This window comes from Gemmata sp. (genome assembly GCF_051859125.1).
In the GTDB taxonomy this organism is placed as follows: domain Bacteria; phylum Planctomycetota; class Planctomycetia; order Gemmatales; family Gemmataceae; genus Gemmata.
The window spans coordinates 56607-76756 of sequence record NZ_JBHYGG010000291.1; the positions used below are offsets into that span (position 1 = coordinate 56607).

The window sequence follows — 20150 nt, forward strand, 5'->3', positions numbered from 1 at the left end:
GGCCGACGCCTCACCCGGTCTTCGACCGGGCGGTGAGCGCCTCGAACGTCGGCCGGTCGGCCGGGTGGATGCCCCGCACCTCGATGCCGCGGCGCTTCGCCTCGCGGAACGCCTTGTCCGCGTCCTCGGTCCTCGGCGGGGTCTGCCCGAGCCGCGACACGGCCAGGTGGAACCACCGCAGCGCCGTCGGCTCCATGCGGATCGCGTCGTTCAGGTCGCGCTCGGCTTCCGCGAACTGCTTGAGCGTGATCCGCACCCGGGCGCGGGTGTCGAGCAGGTCGCCCGTCATGCCGATCTCGCGGGTCGCGAGGTTCACCAGTTCGAGCGCGCGCTCGGCGGTCTTCGGGTCGGCCGCCTGGAGCCACGCGAGGTTGTTCAGCGCGACGACGTTCCGCGGGTCGGCGGCGACCACCTTCTCGTACTCGGCCGCGGCCCCGGCGGGGTCGTTGCGGAGGGCCATGAACTCGGCCCGGTTCATCCGCAGGCCCGTGGAAGTCGGGTCCTCCGCGAGGCACGCTTCCAGCCACCCGAGAACGGTCGTGGCCTGCCGGTCGGACGCCGCCCCGGCCCGCACGATCGCGAGCCCGGCCATCGCCCGCACCCGGGCCGGCAGGGTCCGCGAGAACTGCTCGATCCGCCCGAACGCCTCGGTCCCGCGGCCGTCGGCCGCGAGCACCCCGACCAGGCCGACGATGGCCTCGGCCCGCGTGGGGATGAGGGCCGCGTACCGCTCGGCGGCCGCGTCGGTCATGGCCCGGCCCGCCGGGGTGCCGCGGACGTTCGGCGTGCGGGCAAGCTCGTCGAGCAACTCGGCGAGGCGGCCGGCCCGCGACAGGTGGCTGCCGGCGGCCGTGTCGCTCGACCGGGCGTACCCCTCGGCCACGGACAGCGCCCGCTCCGGGCGGCCCGCCCGGCACTCGAACCGGGCCACGGCCGCGACCGCCGCGAACTCGCCCGGGTGGTTCTGGAGCAGCACCTTCGCGAACTGTGCGGCCGCGTCGAAGTTCTGGTCCTCGACCAGTTCTTCGACCGCGAACGTCAGGTAGTAGATGTTGTTCTTGTCCGAGTCGAGCAGCGTCTGGAGGCACTTGCGGCTCTCGGCGCGGTTGCCCGCGGCCCGGTAGAGCTGCGACAGCGCGTACAGGTCGCGGGGCGAGTTGGTCGCCTTGAAGGCGTCCTTGAGGGCGACCGCGGCGCGCGTCAGGACCGCGACGCGGTCTGCACCCTCGAGGTACCGTGACAGGGTCGTGAGCACGCTCGCGGTGGCCCGCAGCTCCTCCGGCGACGTGCCGAAGTCCTCGACCCGCTTGACCAGCTCCATCGCCTTCTGGCGGTTCTCGGGGGTGCCGCCGACCGCGTAGATCATCGCCAGGTTCCGCTGGCCCCACGCGAGGTCGGGCTTCGGCAGGTCCTTCGCGGCCAGGAAGTCCTCGAGCACCTTGGTCGCCGCGTCCGGCTTGTTCAGCGACAGCGTCAGGGTGAGGAGCGCCTGGGCGAACATGCGCCGCTCCGCGGCCGACGTCAGCGTCGGGCGGTAGTCCTTCCCTTCGGGCGTCTGCATCAGGACCGTTGCGGCGAGCAGGAGCGACGCCGGGGGCACCTTGCCGCGGGCCCGGTCCAGGTCGTCCGGCTTGCGGGCGATCGCGAGGCGGAGCCAGTCGTCGGCCGTGGCCCCCTTGCGCTGCGTGGCCTGCTCCAGCACCGGGACCGGGTCGAACAGCCGGTACTCCGCGGCGACCTCGGCCACCCACGGGAGCCCGTCCGGGTCGCGCTCGGCGTGCGGCCGCGCCCAGGTGATGAGCTTCGTCGCGACCGGCACCTGGAGCTTGGGAACGACGCTCGCGACCAGCCGGCGGAACGTGTCGCCCATCCACCGCGGGTCGGTCCCGAGGCGGGTCACGAGCTTCTGAGCGCGGTCGTCGGGTCCGGCCGTGCAGAGGTGCGCGAGCCACTCCTGCGCCGCGGCGAACCGGGTCGGCTCCAGCACGAAGGCCCGCTCCGTGAGCCGGGCGGCCTCGGCGTCGCCGCCGGTGATCCGGTGCAGCCGCGCGGCCGCGAGGCACGCGTCGGACCGGGTCGGGTTCGGGCCGAACGCGGCCGCCAGCCGGGCGAGCACGCTGGTCGCGGTCAGCGGCGTCGCGGCCGCGGCGTCGCACAGCGCGAGCGTCGGCCCGGTCTCACCTTCGAGGGTCATCACGGCCGTGCGGGCGTCGGCCGCGCTCTTCGCGTCCCCGGTCCGCAGCGCGCGCTCGTGGAGCTTCAACCAGACCGTGACGTCCGTTGGGCGGCGGGCGGCAATCCCCCGGAGCGTATGGACCACGCCCTTCTGGTCGCGGACCTCGTCGAACACCTCGACCATGCCGAAGAGGAGCCGGGCCTGGTCCGTCTCGGGCCACGACTCGATCCGCTCGGCGAGGGCCGCGAACGGCCGCACCCGGCCGGGCTCGCGGGCGTACAACTCGGCGCGGGCCAGCCGCACCTCGGGGTTGTCGCCGGCCGCGGCCTGCGCCTCGTCGATCACCGCCAGGCCGGCCGGGGTGCCGCTCAGGTCCGCGGCGTGCCGGGCCAGCACCCACCACAGCCGCGTGTCGCCGGGCCGGGACGCGGCTTCCTTCCGAAGGAGCTGCACCGCCTCGGCGAGCCGGCCGTTCGCGGCCCCGATCTCGGCCTGGAGGATCACTGGTTCGGACGAGACCGACCCGAACCGCGCCCGCGACGCGACGGCGGCGAGTTCCAGCTTCTGCCAGTCCTCGGGCGACCCGCCCGTGACCCGGAGCCGGGCCGCCTTCGTGCGGATCCACTGGGCCACGATCGCGCCCGCCGCGTAGGGCGATTGCGCCGCGGCCTCCAGTTCGCGGACCGCGTCGTCGAACTGGCCGGCCGTGAGGTACAGGTTGCCGAGGCCGACGCGGGCCTGGACGTTCTTCGGGTCGGTGTTCGTCACCCGCTTGAAAGCCTTCTCCTGGGCCGCGGGGTCGGCCAGTTGCTCGGCGCACACCGCGAGCAGGAGGTTGAGTTGCGTTTCGAGCACCGGCAGGTGCGGGACGTCGGCCCGGAGCGCCTCGAGTAGCCCCGCCGCCTCGCCCCACTTCGCGTCCCGCATCGCGAGCCGGGCGCGCAGGTAGCGGACCTGGAGCACGTGCGACGCGGGCGGCCCCAGCGCCACCCGGCCGTTCGGGCCGGGCGCGCGGTGCGATTCGAGCCGGCGGATGATGTCGTTGGTGCGGGCGGTGTCGCCCTGTTGGATCAGCAGGTCGGCCAGCGGAACGAGCAGGTCGAAGCCCTCGGGCGACGCCTTCAGGCCGTCTTCGAGGACCGCGATGGCCGCGGGCGTGTTGCCCCGCGACAGCTCCAGCCACGACAGCGAGCGGACCAGCCGCAGGTCCTTCTGGTGGAGCGAGACGGCGTCGCGGAGCACGCCCAGCGCCGCGGGCACCTTGCGGTCGCGCTGGAGCAGTTCCGCCAGCAGCGCCGACGCCTCGGCGTGCTCCGGGTCGAGTTCGAGTACCCGCTGGAGGTCCGCCACCGCCAGGGCCGGGTCGCCCCGGAACCCGGCGTCGCTCTCCTCCGCGGTGAACGCCTCGAACCGGGCGCGGATCAGGTGCGCGTCGGCGCTCTGCGGCAGGTTCTTCACCATGCGGGTGAGGACGTCGCGGGCCCCGATCGGGTCCTTCAGGTTCCGCCACACGAGCTGCCCGAGCCGCTGGTACCCGACGATCTCGCCGGGCTCCAGGGTCAGGGCCGTCTCGTAGGACTTCCGCGCCTCGGCCATTTGGTTCAGCCCGGCCTGTGCGGCCCCGAGTTGTTGCCAGAGGGCCGGCTCGCCGGGGAACGGCTTCAGGAGCGCCTCGGCGTGGGTCGCGGCGTCGGAGTACCGGCCGTACTTGAGGCACGCGGCGAGCGCGTCGCGGCGGATCGCGTGCCGCTCGGGGTCGGTGCGCAGGATGCGGTCGTACAGGAAGATCAGTTCGGACTGCCGCCCGCCGCTCCGCTTCTGGAGCAGGCCGACGAGCTGGACCTGCACGTCCACGTCGTCGGGCTCGAACTCCAGGTACTGCCGCAGGTAGTGAACGGCGGCGTCGGTCTTGCCGGCCTCGGCGGCCCGTTCGGCCTGGGTCCTGAGGGCGGTCGGGATCCGGTCGGCCTGCACCGCGTGAACGGCGAAGACGGTGCCGGTGAGGCCCGCGACGACGAGGAAGAGCTTGAGGAGGAACCGCTTGTTGATGGTCGGCATTGTCCCGCGTCCTTCGGGGTGTCTCGGGTGAGACCCTGAGCGAAGGTGGGATGCTAAACCGGCGCGGCAAACCGAGACAACCCCAACGTGGCGGTGGTGAGACGCGGGGCCGAATGCTGGGGCGACACCGTCACGGGCCGACAACGGACCGGCCCGGTCGGTCCCGCCTTGGGGTCCGACCGGGCCGGGCACGTTTGTGTCGCACTCACCGGGTCCGGAGCGTCACCGCTTCGGGCTGGCGGTGGACTTACCGGCCTTGAGTTCGGCGAGGATCGGGCGGATGTTCTCGCTCGGCAGGATCCACGTTTCGACGCGGCCCGCACGGGCGATGTTCACGCCCAGCACCTTGCCGTCGAGGTCCACGACCGGGCCGCCGCAGTCCTTCGGTTCGATCACCATGTCCGTCTGGAGGACCGCCGGGAACCCGGTCCGCCGGCCCGAGAGCGCGCCGCCCATGGAGTTCTGGATGTCGCCGCGGCTCGGCACCGGCAGGCCCGTCAGGGTCGCCTTGAACTCCTTCTCCTCGCCCTCGCGGAGCACCTTGAGCTTCACGCTGTCGCCGGGCCGCAGGTTCTCGAGCATGGCCCGTAGGGTCTCCTGGCCCGGGGTCTCCTTGCCGTCGAGCGAGACGATCACGTCGTCCTTCTTCAGCCCGGCCTTGGCCGCACCGCCCTTCGCCTCCAGGCTCTCGATCTTCGCCCCGATCACCTTCCCGTCCTTGTCCTTCTCGTCCACCGGGAAGATGCCGAGGAACCCGCGGTTGGCGTTGACGATGACGTCGTCGGGGAAGGTGAGCGGGCGGGTCCCGTGGCTCACGATGCCGACCGCCATCGCCTCGCTCTGCGGGCCGGCGCTGACCAGCCAGTTCCCGATCGGCACCTTCTTCGAGTCCGCAAAGGTGACCGGGGTCAGGTCCTTGACGTCGATCTTGATCATCGCGAGGTCGGTGGGCACGTGCGTGGCCAGGGTCTTGGCCTCGTACTCGGTGCCGTCGGACAGGCGCACCGAAAGTGCCCCGCGGAGCTCGCTCGCCTTGGTAATGATGTACCCGTCGGCGAAGACGATGGTGCCCAGGGCGATGTCCTTGTCGTCGCCGCGGATGCGGACGGTGGACTCGGTCGCCTTGGTGACGACGGCCTTGAACGGCGCGCGGACCTTGGGGTTCGTTGAGATCTGGGCCGACGCCGGCGAGGCGACGGCGGCCAGCACGAGGGCGGCAGCCAGCGAACGAGCAGTCATCGGGACTCCCGAAAAGTGGCGATGGGATGAGTCGGTCGCCCCCGGAGGGGGTGGAGAGGAGATCGGCGGTCCTGGCCTCACGGGCAAGGGGAAGTGTCCCCCTCCGCCCGGTTGGACAATTCTAGCACACGGATCAAGCCCCGCGCTTGCCGAGCGTGACGGAGACCGAGAGGGCCTCGGTCCCGCGGCGGAGGCCGAGCTTCACGACGTCGCCGGGCTTCCGGTCCTTGACCAACTCCCGGAACCGCTTCACGGTCTTGACCTGCTCGCCGTTGAACTTGGTGATGGTGTCGCCGGCCTTGACCCCGCCCTTGGCCGCCGGACCCTCCTCGTCCACCTCGGCGACCCAGGCGTCGTCGTTCTCGTCCTCCGGAAAGACGACGCCGACGACGGCCGCGACGGGCTTCGGCTTCGCACCGATGACCTCGCCGGCGACGAGCTTGTCCCACTCCTCCTTGAACTTGTCGGTCGGGACGTGAACGTTGGTGGCCAGTGACAGGCCGATGCGGCTGTGGATGCCGATGACGTTGCCGTCGAGGTCGTAGAGCGGGCCGCCGGAGTCGCCGCCCACGAGCGTGCAGTTCGAGACCACGAACCCGCCGGCCGTGTGGATCCGGTGCTTGTCCGGGTTCTCCATCTGGCCCAGGCGGGCGACCGGGGCCCGGCCGCTCTTGGGGCCGCCCGGGTGCCCGAGCGACACGACCCACTGGCCCGGCTTCACGTCGGCCGACTTCGCGATCGGGAGGAACGGCCACTTCCCGTCCTTCGGCCCCTTGTCCACGATCTTGACCATGCCGCTGTCGGCCCGGTCGTTGATGCCGAGGGTCTTGGCCTTCACCCGCTTGCCGTCGTGCAAGATGATGGTGCAGTCCCGGTTCGGCTCGTACCCGCCCTTGTCGCCGCCCTTGGGCTCGCCAGCGATGACGTGGGCGGCGGTGAGCACGAGGCCGTCCTCGCTCACGATCACGCCGCTGCCCGCCCCGAACCCGATGGTGATGGCGACGGTGCAGGGGGTGCACTTATCGACGAGCGCCTTGACCCGGGCCTGGAGCGCCTTGAGTTCGTCCAGGTCCTCGGGCGGGGCGGTCCGCTTCGTGTCCCACTTGGTGTCGGCCTTGGGATCGGCCGCGGCCCAGTTCGGGGCGGCGGCGACCAACAGGGCCACCGCCATACCGCAGCCGGCAACGGACCGGGTGATCTGTCGCGTCGTCATTGGAGCAGCTCCGACTCTCGCGATTGAGTAGCTTGCGTTTAGGATACCCTACGCCGTTGGACGGTACTACCAAACTCCGGGGTTCCACAGAATTTCCCCGGGCGGCGGAATCCGGTCGCGTGGCGTGCGGGGTATTATTCGCCCGGACCCGGCCCAGCTCCGGGGCCGCGCCGCACGGTCCGCAGGGAAATGATGGCAAACGCGGGGCCGGAATCGGGTCGGGAAGGTGGTGAGCGGCGGGAAATCCAGGTGTCCGGGCGGGCCGCGGGCGGCGGGCCATCGGCGCGAACCGTTACCGGCGTGTGACGCTCAGGGGGCGCGAGACGGCCCCCACAACGGGGGGCTTGTGGATCCGGTCACGGGTCCGCGGCGGCGCGGCTCACACCAGCGACTCCAGCAGGTACTTCAGCTTCCGCACCTCGGGTTCGACCGGGAACGGGCTGTCGGCGACGTCCCGGACGTCCACCGTCAGGCAGCGGTCGTACCGGTACTTCTCGAGCATCGAGATCACGCGGCCGTACTCGATGAGCCCCTGGCCGATCCGCACCTGGAACTGCTCCGGGGCCGCGCCGGTGTCCCGCAACCGGAGGTGCCGGACGAGCGGGTAGAGCGCGTCGTGGTTGACCGCCCCGTGCGCGCCGACCTGGTAGTGGCTCGGGTCCAGCGTGAGGAACAGGCCCGGCACGCGGCGGCACAACTCGGCCGCCCCGCTCGGGTCGGCGGTCAGGGTCGCGGAGTGCGTCTCGACGGTGAGGATCACCCCCTCGGCGGCGGTCACCTTGACCCAGTCGCGGAGCCGGTCGGTCTCGGCGTCGAAGTCGGACCCCAGTGCGGCGGCCGGCACCGTCAGGAGCGGGGTGGCCGACACGCGGGCGAGCCGCGCCACGGCGCGGAGCTGGGCCCGCGCCTCGGCCGGGCCGGCGTCGCCAGTGTCGACGTGCATCGCCGCGAGCGGCAGGTTGGCGGCCTTCAACACCTGCGCGGTCCGGCCCGGGTCGGCGGCGACCTGGGCCGGGGTCAGGTGCGGCCCGACGGCGTGGACCGCCAGGTCCGCTTTGGCGAAGCGCATCTCGCGGGCCGTCCGCAGCGCGTCTTCGAGCGAAAGTTTACTGAAGCTGAGCGTCGAGCAGGCGACGTACATTGTGTGGCCCCCCTCAATAGGAACTCGGGCGGTGGCCCGGTGTCCCGTCCGTCCCGCACGCACCGGTGCGGCCCCCGATCGCGCCGCTCCCGACCCCCCGTCGAGTGCCGCGCGTCCCCATCGAGATGGGGTGCGATACCCGGAGGTGTTCGGGAGTGCAAGGAGAATGTCCCGGGAAATGATCTCTTTTCCTGGAGTCGAGCCGACGCTAAGAACCCGTGCCTTCCCACACCGCCCGGGGAACCAGAATGTCGCTGCCCACCGCCGAATGGACCGCCGCCCTCGACCGGATGGCCGCGGCCCTCGACCAGACGCTCGGCGACCTCGACCGGCACCGCGAGGGGTGGGCCGCCGTGACCGACACGCCCGCGAGGGCGGCCCCGCCCGACCTGATGACGTGGCTCGAAACGCGGCTCGGCCAGTGGGACGCGCGGCTGACCGCGGCCGCGGACCTCGCGGCGACGGTCGAGGGCCAGCTCGGCGAGCGGGAGGCGGTCGTCGGCCGGTGGGCCGAGACGTTCGGCCGGTGGCAGAAACTCGTAGAACAAGGGGCGGGCGCGCCCAGCACGAACGGGGTAGCGGAATGACGGGTCAGTTCGCGGTCATCGTGCCGGCGGCGGGGAAGTCCACCCGGTTCGGCGGGCACGAGAAGAAGCCGTTCACCACGCTCGACGGCCGGCCCGTCTGGGTCCGGTCGGCCGAGGCGTTCTGGACCCGCACCGACGTGTCCAAGGTGTACGTCGTCATCGCCCCCGAGGACCGCGACGACTTCCGCACGCGGTTCGGGCACCTGCTGTTGTTCGTGAACGTGGAACTGGTCGAGGGCGGGGCCGAGCGGTTCGACTCGGTCGCGAACGCGCTCGCCCGCGTGCCGGCGGGCGTCGAGTTCGTCGCCGTCCACGACGCGGTCCGCCCGATGGTCACGCAGCCGTTCATCGACGGCGTTTTCGCCGCGGCCCGCGAGCACGGCGCGGTCGTTCCCGGGGTGCCGGTCGCCGACACGCTCAAGCGCGTCGAGCAAGAGACGAACCGGATCGTCGGCACCGAGCCCCGCGCCGGGCTGTGGCAGGCCCAGACCCCGCAGGTGTTCCGCCGCGACTGGCTCGTCGAGGCGTACGAGCGGCGGGCGGAACTTTCCGCCGCGATCACCGACGACGCGCAGCTCATCGAGGCGACCGGGCACCCGGTCTTCGTGGTCCCGGGGTCGCCGTCGAACTTCAAGATCACGACGCGCGACGATCTGGAACTCGCCGACGCGGTGCTGAAGGCCCGCACGGCCCAGCGGCCGGAACCGCGGGTGTCGGCCGGGCCGTTCGACGACGAAGCGAAGTGGTGACCGGGCCCGCTCTCATTGGTTCGGACCCGTCGCGCCACCCGTCCGCGATGAACTCCAACTTCGCCAAATCAACCTAATTCTTGCGGACAAATTTGTATTAGATTAAACAAGGTGAAGCGCAGCATCACGTTACGGCGATTCATTCGTCGCCTGAATATCGACCGTCACTCGGCGCTGAGGTACGTCGGTCCGGTCACCTGGAACCCGCCCGGCAGCTTCCGCTTCAACTCGCCCGCGTCGAGTGCGAACAGCGGCGAGATCTCGACCGGGTGCCCGTGCGTCGGAACGCCGGCGTGCTCCAGCCACCCCGAGTGGAGCGCGATCTGGGCGTCGCGGACCGTCGCGGGGGAGTCGGCGCCGGTCGCGTTCTTCAGCGGCGCGAACTCCTCGGCCCGCGACGTTTCCACCGCCAGCCACCGCTCGGCCAGGGGCAGGGCGTCGAAGATGAACCGCTCGAACTTCAGGCCGTTCAACTCGCCGGCCGGGTCGATCGGCTTCCCGGCCTCGGGGTCGAAGTGCGGGACCGCCTTGCGGGCGATGTGGTACGCCAGGCCACCGGTCGACGTGATGCGATCGAGGAACTCCACCGTGAACAGGTGAACGGCCGGGTTGCCGGCCCGGTACGTCAACTGCCCGTTGGCGTCGCGGGCCTCGGCCAGTTCCTTCGGCAGGTCGCTGTACTCGATCATCCCGCACTTGCCGTCGATGAGCGCGAACACGCCGACCTTCTCCTCGGGCCGCTCCTTGAACACCACCTTCGACGACGCCTCGGACCGGGCCGCGACGTGCTGGCCGACGAACCCGGCGTCGCAGATCTTCAGGAGCGGGTTGTCCACCTGGAAGTAGTACACGTGCTTCACGCCGCGGCGCTGGAGTTCGCGCAGGACGCCGCGCTCGGCGAGCGCCGTGATCGTGCCGCCGTGGCCGTTGGGGCTGAGCGCGAGCCTCCCGGGCGCTTCGAGCAGGAGCCGGCCGGTCCGCGAACACACCGCGGGCATCGTCCCCTGCTCGAAGAAGATGACGTCCGCCTCCGCGAGGCCGAAGAACAGGTTCTCGCGGAAGTACGCGCGCGTCTCGGCGTCGGTCGCCGGGCTCGTCATCACGAGGAACGGGACCGGCTTCCCGTACCGCCGCGACACGGCGAGGATCTTCTCGGCGTGGACCCGGAACAGCGTCGCGCCGGACACCGGGCCGACCGGGTACATCCCCTTGGGCTTCTCGAACCCGAGCCGGCTCCCCTGGCCCCCGGCGACGATCAGCGCCGCGACCTCGCCGCGCCGCAGCGCCTCCTCGCCGAGCGCGCGCTCGTGCGGGCTGGCAACGGCCGGCGCGACCGGCAGCGGGGCGACGTGCCCCGACTTCGGCGGCTCGACCGGCTTCTTCGCCTGTGCGGCGAGTTGGTCCAGCTCGCGGAAGTGAATTGCCGAGAGCTGCGCAGCGAAGCTCGCCCTTTGGGGGGCGCTCAGCGCGTCCCAGCCCATCAGGACGTGGCTCTGGCGGTGGGCCTTGAGGCGGTCGATCAGCTCCGCGGGGGCGTCGGTCATGTGGGGGTTCCCGAGTGGCGACCGGACCCGTGGGCGGCTGCGGGCGGTCAGAACGTGAAGCTCAACCCGTCGTGCGCCGGGGCGACGTGGGGCGGCAGCGACTGGACTAGCAAATCGTAGTCCATTGTGTGCGACATGTGCGTCAGGTACGCCCGCTCGGGCCGCACCCGGTCGATCGCCTCGAGCGCCTGGTCGAGCGAGAAGTGCGACGGGTGCGGCTTCGTCGGCCGCAGCGCGTCGATCACGAACACCTTGAGTCCCTCGAGCAGCGGCCAGCTCGAATCGGGGATCAGGCTGACGTCGGTGCAGTACGCCACGTCGCCGATGCGGAACCCGAGGCAGTTGAACCGCCCGTGCAACAGCGGGATCGGGGTGACCCGCTCGCCGAGCACCTCGAACGGGTCGGCCGCGATCCGCCGGACCTCCAGCTTCGGCAGCGCCCCGGCCGGGAGGTCGGCGGTGCCGGGGTCGAAGACGTAGGCGAACGCCTGGCGGATGATCTCCTCGGTCTCGTCGGTGCAGTAGATCGGCAGCGACGCGCCGAGGGCGATCGGGAACAGCCGCAGGTCGTCCAGTCCGAACAGGTGATCGACGTGGTAGTGCGTGTACAGAACGGAGTGGACGAGCTTGACGTTCTCGCGGAGCAGTTGCAGCCGGATCTCGGGGGTGGTGTCGATCAGGATGTTGCCGCGGGGCGTGCCGACGAGGACGGAGCAGCGGTACCGGTTGTTGCGGGGGTTGGGCGACCGGCACACGGCGCAGTCGCACCCGAGCATCGGAACGCCGACGGACGTCCCCGTCCCGAGGAAGGTGAACGTCCGGTGTCCAGCGGTGGGAGTGCTCACCCGGTCATTTCACGGACCGGGTGAGCGAGAGACAAGAGGGGGAGCCCGTGGCGGCCCTCGCTCGGCCGCCACGGATTTCGGTCAGTGGCCGGCCGGGCGCTTGTCGTCGAGGTGGACCTGCGAGTACCCACCGGTCGCAGCGAAGTACAGCAGCAGGAGCAGGAACCCGACGGCGAGGGTCGCTGGAACGGCGGCGGTCGCGAGCAGGGCCGTCTTCGCACCGTACATCCGCGCGGCGGCCAGGTTCGGCTTGTCCGCCTCGTAGTTCGGCATCCCGTCCTTCACCCACCACTCCTGGAGCTTGGTGAGGTTCTCCTTGAGCTTCGGTTCGACGGGCTTGCCCGCGGCCTCCTGCGAGTTGAGCACCTCCAGGTCGCTCTCCAGCGTCGTCTTCGCGTCGGGCTTGCGCTTGCCGTCGGCGCCGAACCCGGCCGAGTAGTCGTCGAACACCTTCAACTTGGCGTTGTCGAGGCCGGCGACGGCCGGGGCGGTGGTCGGCAGCACGTCGGTCACGAGCGGGAACCCGGTCTTCTCCAACTCGCCCTTCGCGTTCCGGGCGACGTACCGCTCGTAGGTGGCCTCACCGGCGGAGGTCTGCTGGAGGTTCTTGACGGCGTAGTAGTCCTGCTTGTAGCCGATCCCCGGGCCGCCGAGCAGGCCGGCCCCGATCATCCCGATGCCGCCGCTCAGCCCCAGCGCGAGCGCCCCGCCCTTCGGGAACCGCTCGGAGACGACGCCGAGGAGCGTCGGCCAGTAGAACGTCTTGCCGATGCCGTAGATCGTGACGGCCATCACCCACGGCCACACGGAGTTGGTGAAGTCCTGGCCGAGCAGGTACAGGCCCAGCGTGCCCAGGCAGGCGCTGCCGAAGAGCAGGCCGATGGGGTTGATCTTGTGAACGATCGGGCCCGCGAAGAACCGCAGCGTGAACATCAGCACGTTGGTCCAGATGAACGCGAGCTGCGCGTTGGTGCCGCTCTTGAGGACCTGTTTGGTGATGTTCGTGATCCAGCTATCGGTGCCGAGTTCGACGTACCCGACCAGGGCGTGGAGCACGTACAGGAACGCCAGGACCCAGTGGCCGGGGGCGAAGTTCGTCGAGATGCCGAACGCCAGCCACACGCCGGCCGCGGCGATCCACCCGATCCACGCCGGCAGCCCGAACACGCTCGGCAGGAGGTTCGCCAGGGCGAGGCCGATCAGGGCCGCGCCGAGCGTGAACCCGAACATGCCCACTTCCTTCATCATCCCCGTCAGCGGCACGCCGGCCGACTTCGCCTCGGACTGCGGGAACGGCCGCCCGGCCATGAGCCCGCCGTAGGCCAGCACCGGGATCAGGAACACGCCGAGCTTGTACTCCCAGCGGATCGTGCCGCCGACCTGGTCGAACCCGAGGGTAATCATCACGCCCAGGATCAGCCCGAGCGGCCACCCGGCGTGAAGGATGTTGAGCCAGTGCGTCTTCTGCCGCGGGAAGAGGGTCGCGGTGAGCGGGTTGATGACCGCCTCGCACGTCCCGTTCCCCAGAGCGAACAGCCACATGCCGGCGTTGAGGCACCAGAACGCGCCCTCCTTGCCGTACGCGCCGTACACGGGCGTCGCCGCGAACGTCACCACGGCCGAGGCGGCGTGGAGCACGAACGCGACCGCCATCAGCTTCCCGTACCCGAACCGGTCGGCGAAGAAGCTGAAGAAGATGATCGCCAGCCCGAACCCGACGAGCCCGCCGCCCGTGATGGTGCCGAGTTCGGCCTGGGTGAACCCGAACTGGTTGCCCCAGTCCTCCAGAATCACGCCGCGGACCGAGAACCCGATGCCCGCTGCGATCAGCGTGCAGAAGCTGGCCCAGAACAGAACTTTTTCGTTCTTCCCGGGTGAAAGGGGCGCAGAAGACACAGCGGTGCTCATCGAGGCTCCGTGGAGAGTTTCGGTGGGACGATCACGCGGGCGTGCGGGGCGAGTTTAGCAACCACCCCCACCGGGTGCCACCAAAAACGAGTCCTTCGCCGTGACGACTGCAACAAATCCCGCGACCCCGCCGGCCGTGCGGGTCGCGCGGCCCCGCCGCGGCGGGGCCCGCCACATCCGCCGGAAACCCTTCAGCCCGGCCCGCCGGTTGCCGATCTTTGGGGGGACGAGTCGGACCCGCCCGGAGGCCGCCGCATGACACGCGAACTCAACGTCCTCGCGCTCATCAAGGGTGACGAGCGGTACGTCTTCGTCTACGACGACGAGAGCCGCGACGCCCTGATCAACGACATCCGCGACAAGGCCGCCGACCCGGCGGTGAAGATCAACTGGTTCGACGCGGCCGTCCTCACCGAGCGGGTCCGCACCCAGCTCGTGAGCCCGCAGGAAGAGTTCTGACGGTGCGGCTCGCGGGCGCGACCGACCGGCAGACACCACGAGACCGACACCTTGACGCTCGAACAGGGCCTGGCCGAGTTCCTCACGCACCTCGGCCTGGAAAAGAACGCGTCCGACAAGACCGTCAAGTCCTACCGCGAGGACCTGACGCAGGCGCTCGCGTTCGCCCGCGACCGGGTCAAGAAGCAGCACGTCGACCCGGACGACTGGAGCACCCGGCTCCTGCGGGCGTTCGTCGCGTGGCTCCACGAGCAGAACTACGCCAAGTCCACCATCGCCCGCCGGCTCGCGGCCGTGCGGTCGTTCGGCAAGTTCCTGTGCCGCCAGGGGGTGCTCAAGGAGAACCCGGCGAAGAGCCTCCGCGCCCCGCGGCAGGAGAAGCACCTCCCGCACTTCCTCACGCTCGACGGCATCAAGAAGCTCCTCGCGGCCCCGCCCGAGACCGACTGGGCCGGCCGCCGCGACCGGGCGATCCTCGAGACGCTGTACTCCGCCGGGCTCCGCGTCAGCGAACTCGTCGGCCTCGACCTGCTCGACTCGGACCTGTCCGACGGGGTGGTCACCGTCCGCGGGAAGGGGAAGAAGGAGCGGCTCGCGCTCCTCGGCCCCGAGGCGGTCGGGGCGATTCACGGCTGGCTCCCGGACCGCTCGGCGCTCCTCCAGAGGGCCAACAAGGAGTCGGCCGCGGTCTTCCTGAACAAGACCGGCACGCGGCTCAACGTCCGCAGCATCGGGCGGCTCCTCGCGAAGTACCTGAAGGCCGCCGGCCTCGACCCGCGGACCAGCCCGCACACGCTCCGGCACAGCTTCGCAACTCACCTCCTCGACGCCGGGGCGGACATCCGCGGCGTGCAGGAACTTCTGGGCCACAAGAGCCTGAGCACGACGCAGGTCTACACGCACGTGACGACCCGCCGGCTCCAGGACAGTTACAACAAGGCCCACCCGCGGTCCTGACCGCGGGCGGAGCGGAGACAGACGGGCGCTCGACCGGCGGAACGGCTCGCGGCACACCTCCGCGCGGCCCCGACCCCCTCGCGCCCCGACCCGTGCCCGACTCGCGCCCGACGCCAGCTACTCGACGACCGCACCCGGGGACGACACCATGAGAGAGTTCGCACTTCGACCGGCCGCCCTCCTGATCCCGCTCGTCACCGCCGCGTGGCTCACGTTCCCCGGCCCGGCGCTCGCGGCCGACCCGGTGGTGTGGCGCACGGACTACAACGCGGCCCGCAAGGAGGCGATCGATAAGGGGCAGTCGCTCTGCGTCGTGATCGGCACCGAGAACTGCTTCTACTGCCGCAAGCTCGAGGGCGGCCCGCTCAAGGACGCCGTCGTCAACGCCCACCTCGCGACCAACTTCATCCCCCTCAAGCTCGACGCGAACAAGGACCCGGGGCTCGCCAAGGCGCTCAAGGTGCAGCTCTACCCGACCATCGTTCTGGCCGGGTCCGACGGGAAGATCCACGCGTTCATCGAGGGGTACGTCGAGGCCGACAAGCTCAACGACGCGATGAAGAAGACGGCCCCGGCCGCCGCGACCCCCGAGTGGATGGCCCGCGACCTCGACCTCGCGAACAAGGCCGCCGCCGCCGGGGAGTACCCCCGGGCCGTGTCGCTGCTCAAGGGCGTGTACCGCGAGGCGGCCGACAAGCCGGCCGGCCAGAAGGCCCGCCTCGCGCTCGCGGAGATCGAGCAACTCGCCGCGAGCCGCGTCGCGCGGGCGAAGGAACTCGACCAGAGCGGGCTGACGCGCGACGCCCTCGACGCGCTCGCGGACACCGTGAAGACCTTCGCCGGCACGCAGGCCGCGGTCGATGCGACCGCACTCGTCACGAGCATCTCGGCCCACCCCGACACCCGCGAGAAGTTGCGCGTCCGGGCGGCCCGCGACCTCCTCGCCTCGGCCCGGCAGGAGTTCCGCACCGGCAAGTTCTACGACTGCCTCCAGAAGTGCGAGCAGCTCGCCGCGACCTACGCCGACCTCCCCGAGGCCAAGGAGGCCAACGGGATCGCGGCCGAGATCAAGGGGAGCCCGGAGCGGCTCGCGGTCGCGAGCGACCAGATGACCGAGCGCACCGCGGCGATGTACACGGCGCTAGCCGAGGCGTGGGCCGGGAAGGGGCAGGTGCTGGAGGCGATCACGAACTACGAGAGGGTCGTGAAGCTGTGCCCGAACACCCGCCAGGGCGACGCGGCCCTGGCGCAGATCACCAAGTTGCGGGCGGGAACCGCCGGCTCGCCGGTCGGGTTGCAGAAGCCGTGAGACGTGAGCGACTTGGCGAGCCGGGAGCGTCAGCGACCGGAGTGCGGAACCGCTCCGGTCGCTGTTGATCACGGTGCGTCTTATTCCGAGTCTTGTTGATTGCTCACTGTAGCCGGCCTCTGTGAGGCCGGGCCTGTGGGACTCGCCCACGCCCGGCCTCACAGAGCCCGGCTACAGAAGAGCCAGGGATCAATCGAACTTGGAATTACTCGTCGGTCGGCTTGGCGTGCGGGAACGAGCCGAGCACGCTCACCACCTCGCACGTGTCCTCCATCGCCGCGATCGTCTTGCGGACCTTCGGGTCGTCGCGGTGCCCGTCGAAGTCGATGAAGAACACGTACTCGCCCTTCGCCTCGGGGTACGGGAACGACTCGATCCACGTCAGGTTCAGCTTGTTCCCCTTGAAGATCGTCAGCACGTCGGCCAGCGCGCCGGGGGCGTGGCTGATCTGGAACATCATCGCGGTCTTGTCGCTGCCGGTCTTCGCGCTGTCCGCCGGGCCGATGACCGCGAACCGGGTCTCGTTGAACGGCGAGTCCTCGATGCTCTGGGCGAGGACGTTGAGCCCCCACTTCACCGCCGCCTGCCGGCTCGCGACCGCGGCGACGTTCAGCTCCGACGTGGCGAGCTTGGCCGCGTCGGTCGTGCTGGCGACCTCGTGGAGCGTCGCCTGCGGGAGGTTCTTGCTGAGCCAGTTCCGGCACTGCGACAGCGCCTGCGCCTTGCTGAACACCCGCCGCACCTCGGCCTGCGAGCAGTTCGCCAGCAGGTGGTGGTGGACCCGGAGCCGGATCTCGGCGCAGATCTTCACCTGCGGCGTGCGGATGAACATGTCCAGCGTGTCGGCGATGCGGCCGTCGGTTGAGTTCTCCAGCGGCACCACGCCGTAGTCGGCGTGCCGGCGGACGACCTCCTCGAACACGGTCGCGATGTTCGCCGTCGGGTTGTACACCACCGACTCGCCGAACCGCTCCAGGGCGGCGAGGTGGCTGTAGCTGTAGAGCGGCCCGAGGAACGCGATCTTCTGGACCTTCTGGACCGCCCGTGACCCGGAGATCAGCTCGCGGAAGATCGCCTTGAGCGTGACCTCGGCGAGCGGCCCCTTGTTCGTGCCGAGGACGTTGTTGAGAACCTCCTCCTCGCGCGAGGCGTTGAACACCTCGCCGCCCTGGTCGGCCTTCACCTTGCCGATCTGCCCGGCGACCGCGGCCCGCTTGTTGAGCAGGTCGAGGATCTGGAGGTCGAGCTTGTCGATCTGGACGCGCAACCCCTTCAAATTCGCCGCGATCTTCTCGGGCGACGGCTGTGCGGCCTCGGAGTCGTTCTTGCGCGTCATGTGAGCCCCGGCGGAGAAAGCCCTGGTTTCGAGAGAATGTACGTGGTGACAGCAGGGTGTCAACGAACCTCGCGCCCCAATTGCCCGGGGAATTTGAGGATTTGTGCGGGTTGTCGCACCTGTGAGGCGAGATCCGATTGTGCCACAATCCTAATCCGGACAGAGAGTTGATACACGAGTGACAAAATGACACGCCGTGCCCCACGCCCTGGCGACTCGATCTCGCGGGAGCGACATAAGCAGCGATCAATAAGCGACTTGTGAACTTGATGTGGGGCATTTCGTCGCGCGGCACGCAGCTTGCTAAGGAGACCGGCGAAACCGCGGAAATTCGCGAATCTCGACACGGGCTCAGGTACTCGAAACCTGTGAAACACACGACCCGGCGGGTTCTGGCGGAAGTGGGCACCGCGAGGCGCGGGGCCCCCCGCTGATCCCCGGACGACACAACCGGGACGCGGCCCGCAACATACAACAAGTACGCCGGCCGGGTCGATGTTCAAACCACAAGGGAGAATCGGACATGGCTGAAGAGAAGATCATCGGCATCGACCTCGGCACCACGAACTCGGTGGTCGCCGTGATGGAAGGCAACGAGGTGAAGGTCATCGCCAACCGCGACGGGGACCGGCTCACCCCGAGCATCGTCGCGTTCACCGACAAGGGCGACCGGCCCGTCGGCGAGAAGGCCAAGCGCCAGGCCGTCACCAACCCGCGGCGCACGATCTACTCGATCAAGCGGTTCATGGGCCGCCGGCACAGCGAGGTGGAGAGCGAGGAGAAGCTCGTCCCGTACAAGATCGTCGGCGGGGCGAACGACCTCGTGAAGGTCGAGATCGACGGCAAGCAGTTCACCCCGCCCGAAATCTCGGCGATGATCCTCCGCGAGCTGAAGGAGTCGGCCGAGGCGTACCTGGGCCACACCGTCCGCAAGGCGGTCATCACGGTCCCGGCGTACTTCAACGACTCGCAGCGGCAGGCCACGATCGACGCGGCCGCCATCGCCGGGTTCGACACCGACTACGAGATCCGCGGCAAGGACGGCAAGGTCGTCAAGCAGCGGATGCGGATCATCAACGAGCCGACGGCCGCGAGCATCGCCTACGCCTTCGACAAGAAGAAGGACCAGAAGATCGCGGTGTTCGACCTCGGCGGCGGCACGTTCGACGTGAGCATCCTCGACGTCGGCGACGACGGCGTGTTTCAAGTTCTCTCGACCAACGGCGACACGCACCTCGGCGGCGACGACTTCGACCAGGTGGTGATGGACTACCTGGCCGACGAGTTCAAGAAAGAACACGGGGCCGACCTCCGCAAGGACCCGATGGCGATGCAGCGGCTCAAGCAGGCCGCCGAGCAGGCCAAGAAGGACCTCAGCAGCCAGGCCAACACAGACGTGAACCTCCCGTTCATCACGATGGACGAGAACCGGAACCCGCTGCACCTGGTGCGGTCGATCAGCCGGAACCAGTTCGAGCGGATGGCCGACCACCTGATCGAGCGGTGCAAGAAGCCGGTCCTCGCGGCCCTCAAGGACGCGAAGCTGACGCCGAACCAGATCGACGAGGTCGTCCTGGTCGGCGGCATGACCCGCATGCCCCGCGTGCAGCAGCTCGTGAAGGAGGTGTTCGGGAAGGAGGGCCACAAGGGCGTGAACCCGGACGAGGTGGTGGCGATCGGTGCGGCGATCCAGGGGGCGCAACTGCTCCTCGGGGCGGCCGCCGACATCCAACTCCTCGACGTGACCCCGCTGACCCTGGGCATCAAGACCCTCGGCGGCGTGCTGACCCCGATGATCACGCGGAACACGACGATCCCGACCCGCAAGAGCGAGACGTACACGACCGCCGCCGACAACCAGCCGTCGGTCGAGGTCGAGGTGTACCAGGGCGAGCGGCCGATGGCCGACGACAACAAGAAGATCGGCAGCTTCCACCTGGACGGCATCCAGCCGGCCCCGGCCCGGGTGCCGAAGATCGAGGTGACGTTCGAACTCGACGCCAACGGCGTGCTGAGCGTCGTGGCCAAGGACCTGGGCACGAACAAGCAGCAGAGCATCCGCATCGAGGGCTCCTCGGGCATGACCAAGGAGGAGGTCGAGCGCATGAAGCGCGACGCCGAACTCCACGCCGAGGAGGACAAGAAGAAGCGCGAGTTCGCCGAGGCCAAGAACGAGGCCGAGAACCGCGTCCACGCGGTCGAAAAGGCGATGCAGGAGGCCGGCGACAAGCTCACTGACGCCGACAAGGCCCCGGTGAGCGCCGCGATCCAGAAGGTGCGCGAGGCGATCCCGAAGGGGGACCTCGCGGCCCTCAAGAGCGCGACCTCGGGCCTCGACGCGGCCGCGACCGCGATGGCCCAGCACGTCGCCTCCAAGGCCGGCGGCCCCGGGGCCGAGCCCGGGCCGACCGCCGAGAAGAAGGACGGCGGCGACGACGTCATGGACGCCGAGTACGAAGTGAAGAAGTAAGTCTGACGGTCCCGCCGAGGCCCGCCCGGAACACCGGGCGGGCTTTCGTCGTTTCTGGTTCCCCGGCGCACCCGCGTCGGGTACGTTAGAAACAAATGGTCGACGCCCGGTCGTAGGGCCGGCTGTGCCGGCCGAGGCAGCGCGGATTGCTCTCGTTAC

14 protein-coding genes are annotated in these 20150 nt (G+C 70.0%); 6 read left to right on the top strand and 8 right to left on the bottom strand.

From position 1 onward, the window contains the following. Positions 1-10: 10 nt before the first annotated feature. From ACTIGN_RS30630 to ACTIGN_RS30645, 4 genes are all read right to left on the bottom strand, one after another. Positions 11-4234 (bottom strand): tetratricopeptide repeat protein, encoded by a 4224-nt coding sequence (locus tag ACTIGN_RS30630; RefSeq protein WP_439631107.1) that lies wholly within the window; start codon positions 4232-4234, stop codon positions 11-13. 222 nt (positions 4235-4456) lie between these two features. After that, on the bottom strand, positions 4457-5473 hold the full coding sequence (locus ACTIGN_RS30635) for a S1C family serine protease (RefSeq protein WP_439631109.1): 1017 nt from the start codon (positions 5471-5473) through the stop codon (positions 4457-4459). A 133-nt stretch (positions 5474-5606) separates the two neighbouring features. Beyond that, positions 5607-6686 (bottom strand): S1C family serine protease, encoded by a 1080-nt coding sequence (locus tag ACTIGN_RS30640; protein ID WP_439631111.1) that lies wholly within the window; start codon positions 6684-6686, stop codon positions 5607-5609. Between the two features lie 379 nt (positions 6687-7065). Continuing rightward, on the bottom strand, positions 7066-7827 hold the full coding sequence (locus ACTIGN_RS30645) for a sugar phosphate isomerase/epimerase family protein (RefSeq protein WP_439631112.1): 762 nt from the start codon (positions 7825-7827) through the stop codon (positions 7066-7068). A gap of 248 nt (positions 7828-8075) precedes the next feature. On the opposite strand from ACTIGN_RS30645, the gene ACTIGN_RS30650 reads away from it, so the two are divergent. Both ACTIGN_RS30650 and ispD read left to right on the top strand, forming a co-directional pair. Further along, on the top strand, positions 8076-8414 hold the full coding sequence (locus tag ACTIGN_RS30650; protein ID WP_439631114.1) for a hypothetical protein: 339 nt from the start codon (positions 8076-8078) through the stop codon (positions 8412-8414). Next, positions 8411-9163 carry a 2-C-methyl-D-erythritol 4-phosphate cytidylyltransferase gene (ispD, locus tag ACTIGN_RS30655; protein ID WP_439631115.1) on the top strand — a complete coding sequence of 251 codons (753 nt, stop codon included), beginning with the start codon at positions 8411-8413 and terminating at the stop codon, positions 9161-9163. The genes ACTIGN_RS30650 and ispD overlap by 4 nt, the downstream gene beginning before the upstream one ends. A gap of 164 nt (positions 9164-9327) precedes the next feature. Here the strand turns inward: ispD and ACTIGN_RS30660 are convergent, their stop codons facing one another. From ACTIGN_RS30660 to ACTIGN_RS30670, 3 genes are all read right to left on the bottom strand, one after another. After that, positions 9328-10707 carry a UTP--glucose-1-phosphate uridylyltransferase gene (locus ACTIGN_RS30660; RefSeq protein WP_439631117.1) on the bottom strand — a complete coding sequence of 460 codons (1380 nt, stop codon included), beginning with the start codon at positions 10705-10707 and terminating at the stop codon, positions 9328-9330. 47 nt (positions 10708-10754) lie between these two features. After that, positions 10755-11552 (bottom strand): MBL fold metallo-hydrolase, encoded by a 798-nt coding sequence (locus ACTIGN_RS30665; protein WP_439631119.1) that lies wholly within the window; start codon positions 11550-11552, stop codon positions 10755-10757. Positions 11553-11633: 81 nt separating this feature from the next. After that, a complete protein-coding gene (locus ACTIGN_RS30670; protein WP_439631121.1) occupies positions 11634-13460 on the bottom strand; it encodes an MFS transporter in 1827 nt (608 codons plus the stop codon). A gap of 255 nt (positions 13461-13715) precedes the next feature. Here ACTIGN_RS30670 and ACTIGN_RS30675 point away from each other — a divergent pair, with 255 nt between their 5' ends. The 3 genes from ACTIGN_RS30675 to ACTIGN_RS30685 all read left to right on the top strand — a co-directional run bounded on the left by ACTIGN_RS30675 (position 13716) and on the right by ACTIGN_RS30685 (position 16185). After that, positions 13716-13919: a hypothetical protein gene (locus ACTIGN_RS30675; RefSeq protein WP_439631123.1), complete on the top strand. Its 204-nt coding sequence runs from the start codon at positions 13716-13718 to the stop codon at positions 13917-13919. A 51-nt stretch (positions 13920-13970) separates the two neighbouring features. Beyond that, entirely contained in the window at positions 13971-14876 is a 906-nt protein-coding gene (gene xerC / locus ACTIGN_RS30680; protein ID WP_439631125.1) for a tyrosine recombinase XerC, read from the top strand. A gap of 148 nt (positions 14877-15024) precedes the next feature. Then, on the top strand, positions 15025-16185 hold the full coding sequence (locus ACTIGN_RS30685) for a thioredoxin family protein (protein ID WP_439631127.1): 1161 nt from the start codon (positions 15025-15027) through the stop codon (positions 16183-16185). A 205-nt stretch (positions 16186-16390) separates the two neighbouring features. Here ACTIGN_RS30685 and pheA read toward each other — a convergent pair whose 3' ends face one another. After that, entirely contained in the window at positions 16391-17521 is a 1131-nt protein-coding gene (gene pheA, locus ACTIGN_RS30690) for a prephenate dehydratase (protein WP_439631129.1), read from the bottom strand. Positions 17522-18044: 523 nt separating this feature from the next. On the opposite strand from pheA, the gene dnaK reads away from it, so the two are divergent. After that, a complete protein-coding gene (gene dnaK / locus ACTIGN_RS30695; RefSeq protein WP_439631131.1) occupies positions 18045-19991 on the top strand; it encodes a molecular chaperone DnaK in 1947 nt (648 codons plus the stop codon). The last annotated feature ends 159 nt before the right edge of the window (positions 19992-20150 follow it).

What these genes read in the sequence shown, in the direction of transcription:
- ACTIGN_RS30670 (WP_439631121.1), bottom strand. Translation starts at nt 13,460, where the DNA reads ATGAGCACCGCTGTGTCTTCTGCGCCCCTTTCACCCGGGAAGAACGAA.
- ispD (WP_439631115.1), top strand. Translation starts at nt 8,411, where the DNA reads ATGACGGGTCAGTTCGCGGTCATCGTGCCGGCGGCGGGGAAGTCCACC.
- ACTIGN_RS30650 (WP_439631114.1), top strand. Translation starts at nt 8,076, where the DNA reads ATGTCGCTGCCCACCGCCGAATGGACCGCCGCCCTCGACCGGATGGCC.
- ACTIGN_RS30640 (WP_439631111.1), bottom strand. Translation starts at nt 6,686, where the DNA reads ATGACGACGCGACAGATCACCCGGTCCGTTGCCGGCTGCGGTATGGCG.
- ACTIGN_RS30685 (WP_439631127.1), top strand. Translation starts at nt 15,025, where the DNA reads ATGAGAGAGTTCGCACTTCGACCGGCCGCCCTCCTGATCCCGCTCGTC.
- ACTIGN_RS30675 (WP_439631123.1), top strand. Translation starts at nt 13,716, where the DNA reads ATGACACGCGAACTCAACGTCCTCGCGCTCATCAAGGGTGACGAGCGG.
- ACTIGN_RS30635 (WP_439631109.1), bottom strand. Translation starts at nt 5,473, where the DNA reads ATGACTGCTCGTTCGCTGGCTGCCGCCCTCGTGCTGGCCGCCGTCGCC.
- dnaK (WP_439631131.1), top strand. Translation starts at nt 18,045, where the DNA reads ATGGCTGAAGAGAAGATCATCGGCATCGACCTCGGCACCACGAACTCG.
- ACTIGN_RS30645 (WP_439631112.1), bottom strand. Translation starts at nt 7,827, where the DNA reads ATGTACGTCGCCTGCTCGACGCTCAGCTTCAGTAAACTTTCGCTCGAA.
- ACTIGN_RS30630 (WP_439631107.1), bottom strand. Translation starts at nt 4,234, where the DNA reads ATGCCGACCATCAACAAGCGGTTCCTCCTCAAGCTCTTCCTCGTCGTC.
- pheA (WP_439631129.1), bottom strand. Translation starts at nt 17,521, where the DNA reads ATGACGCGCAAGAACGACTCCGAGGCCGCACAGCCGTCGCCCGAGAAG.
- ACTIGN_RS30660 (WP_439631117.1), bottom strand. Translation starts at nt 10,707, where the DNA reads ATGACCGACGCCCCCGCGGAGCTGATCGACCGCCTCAAGGCCCACCGC.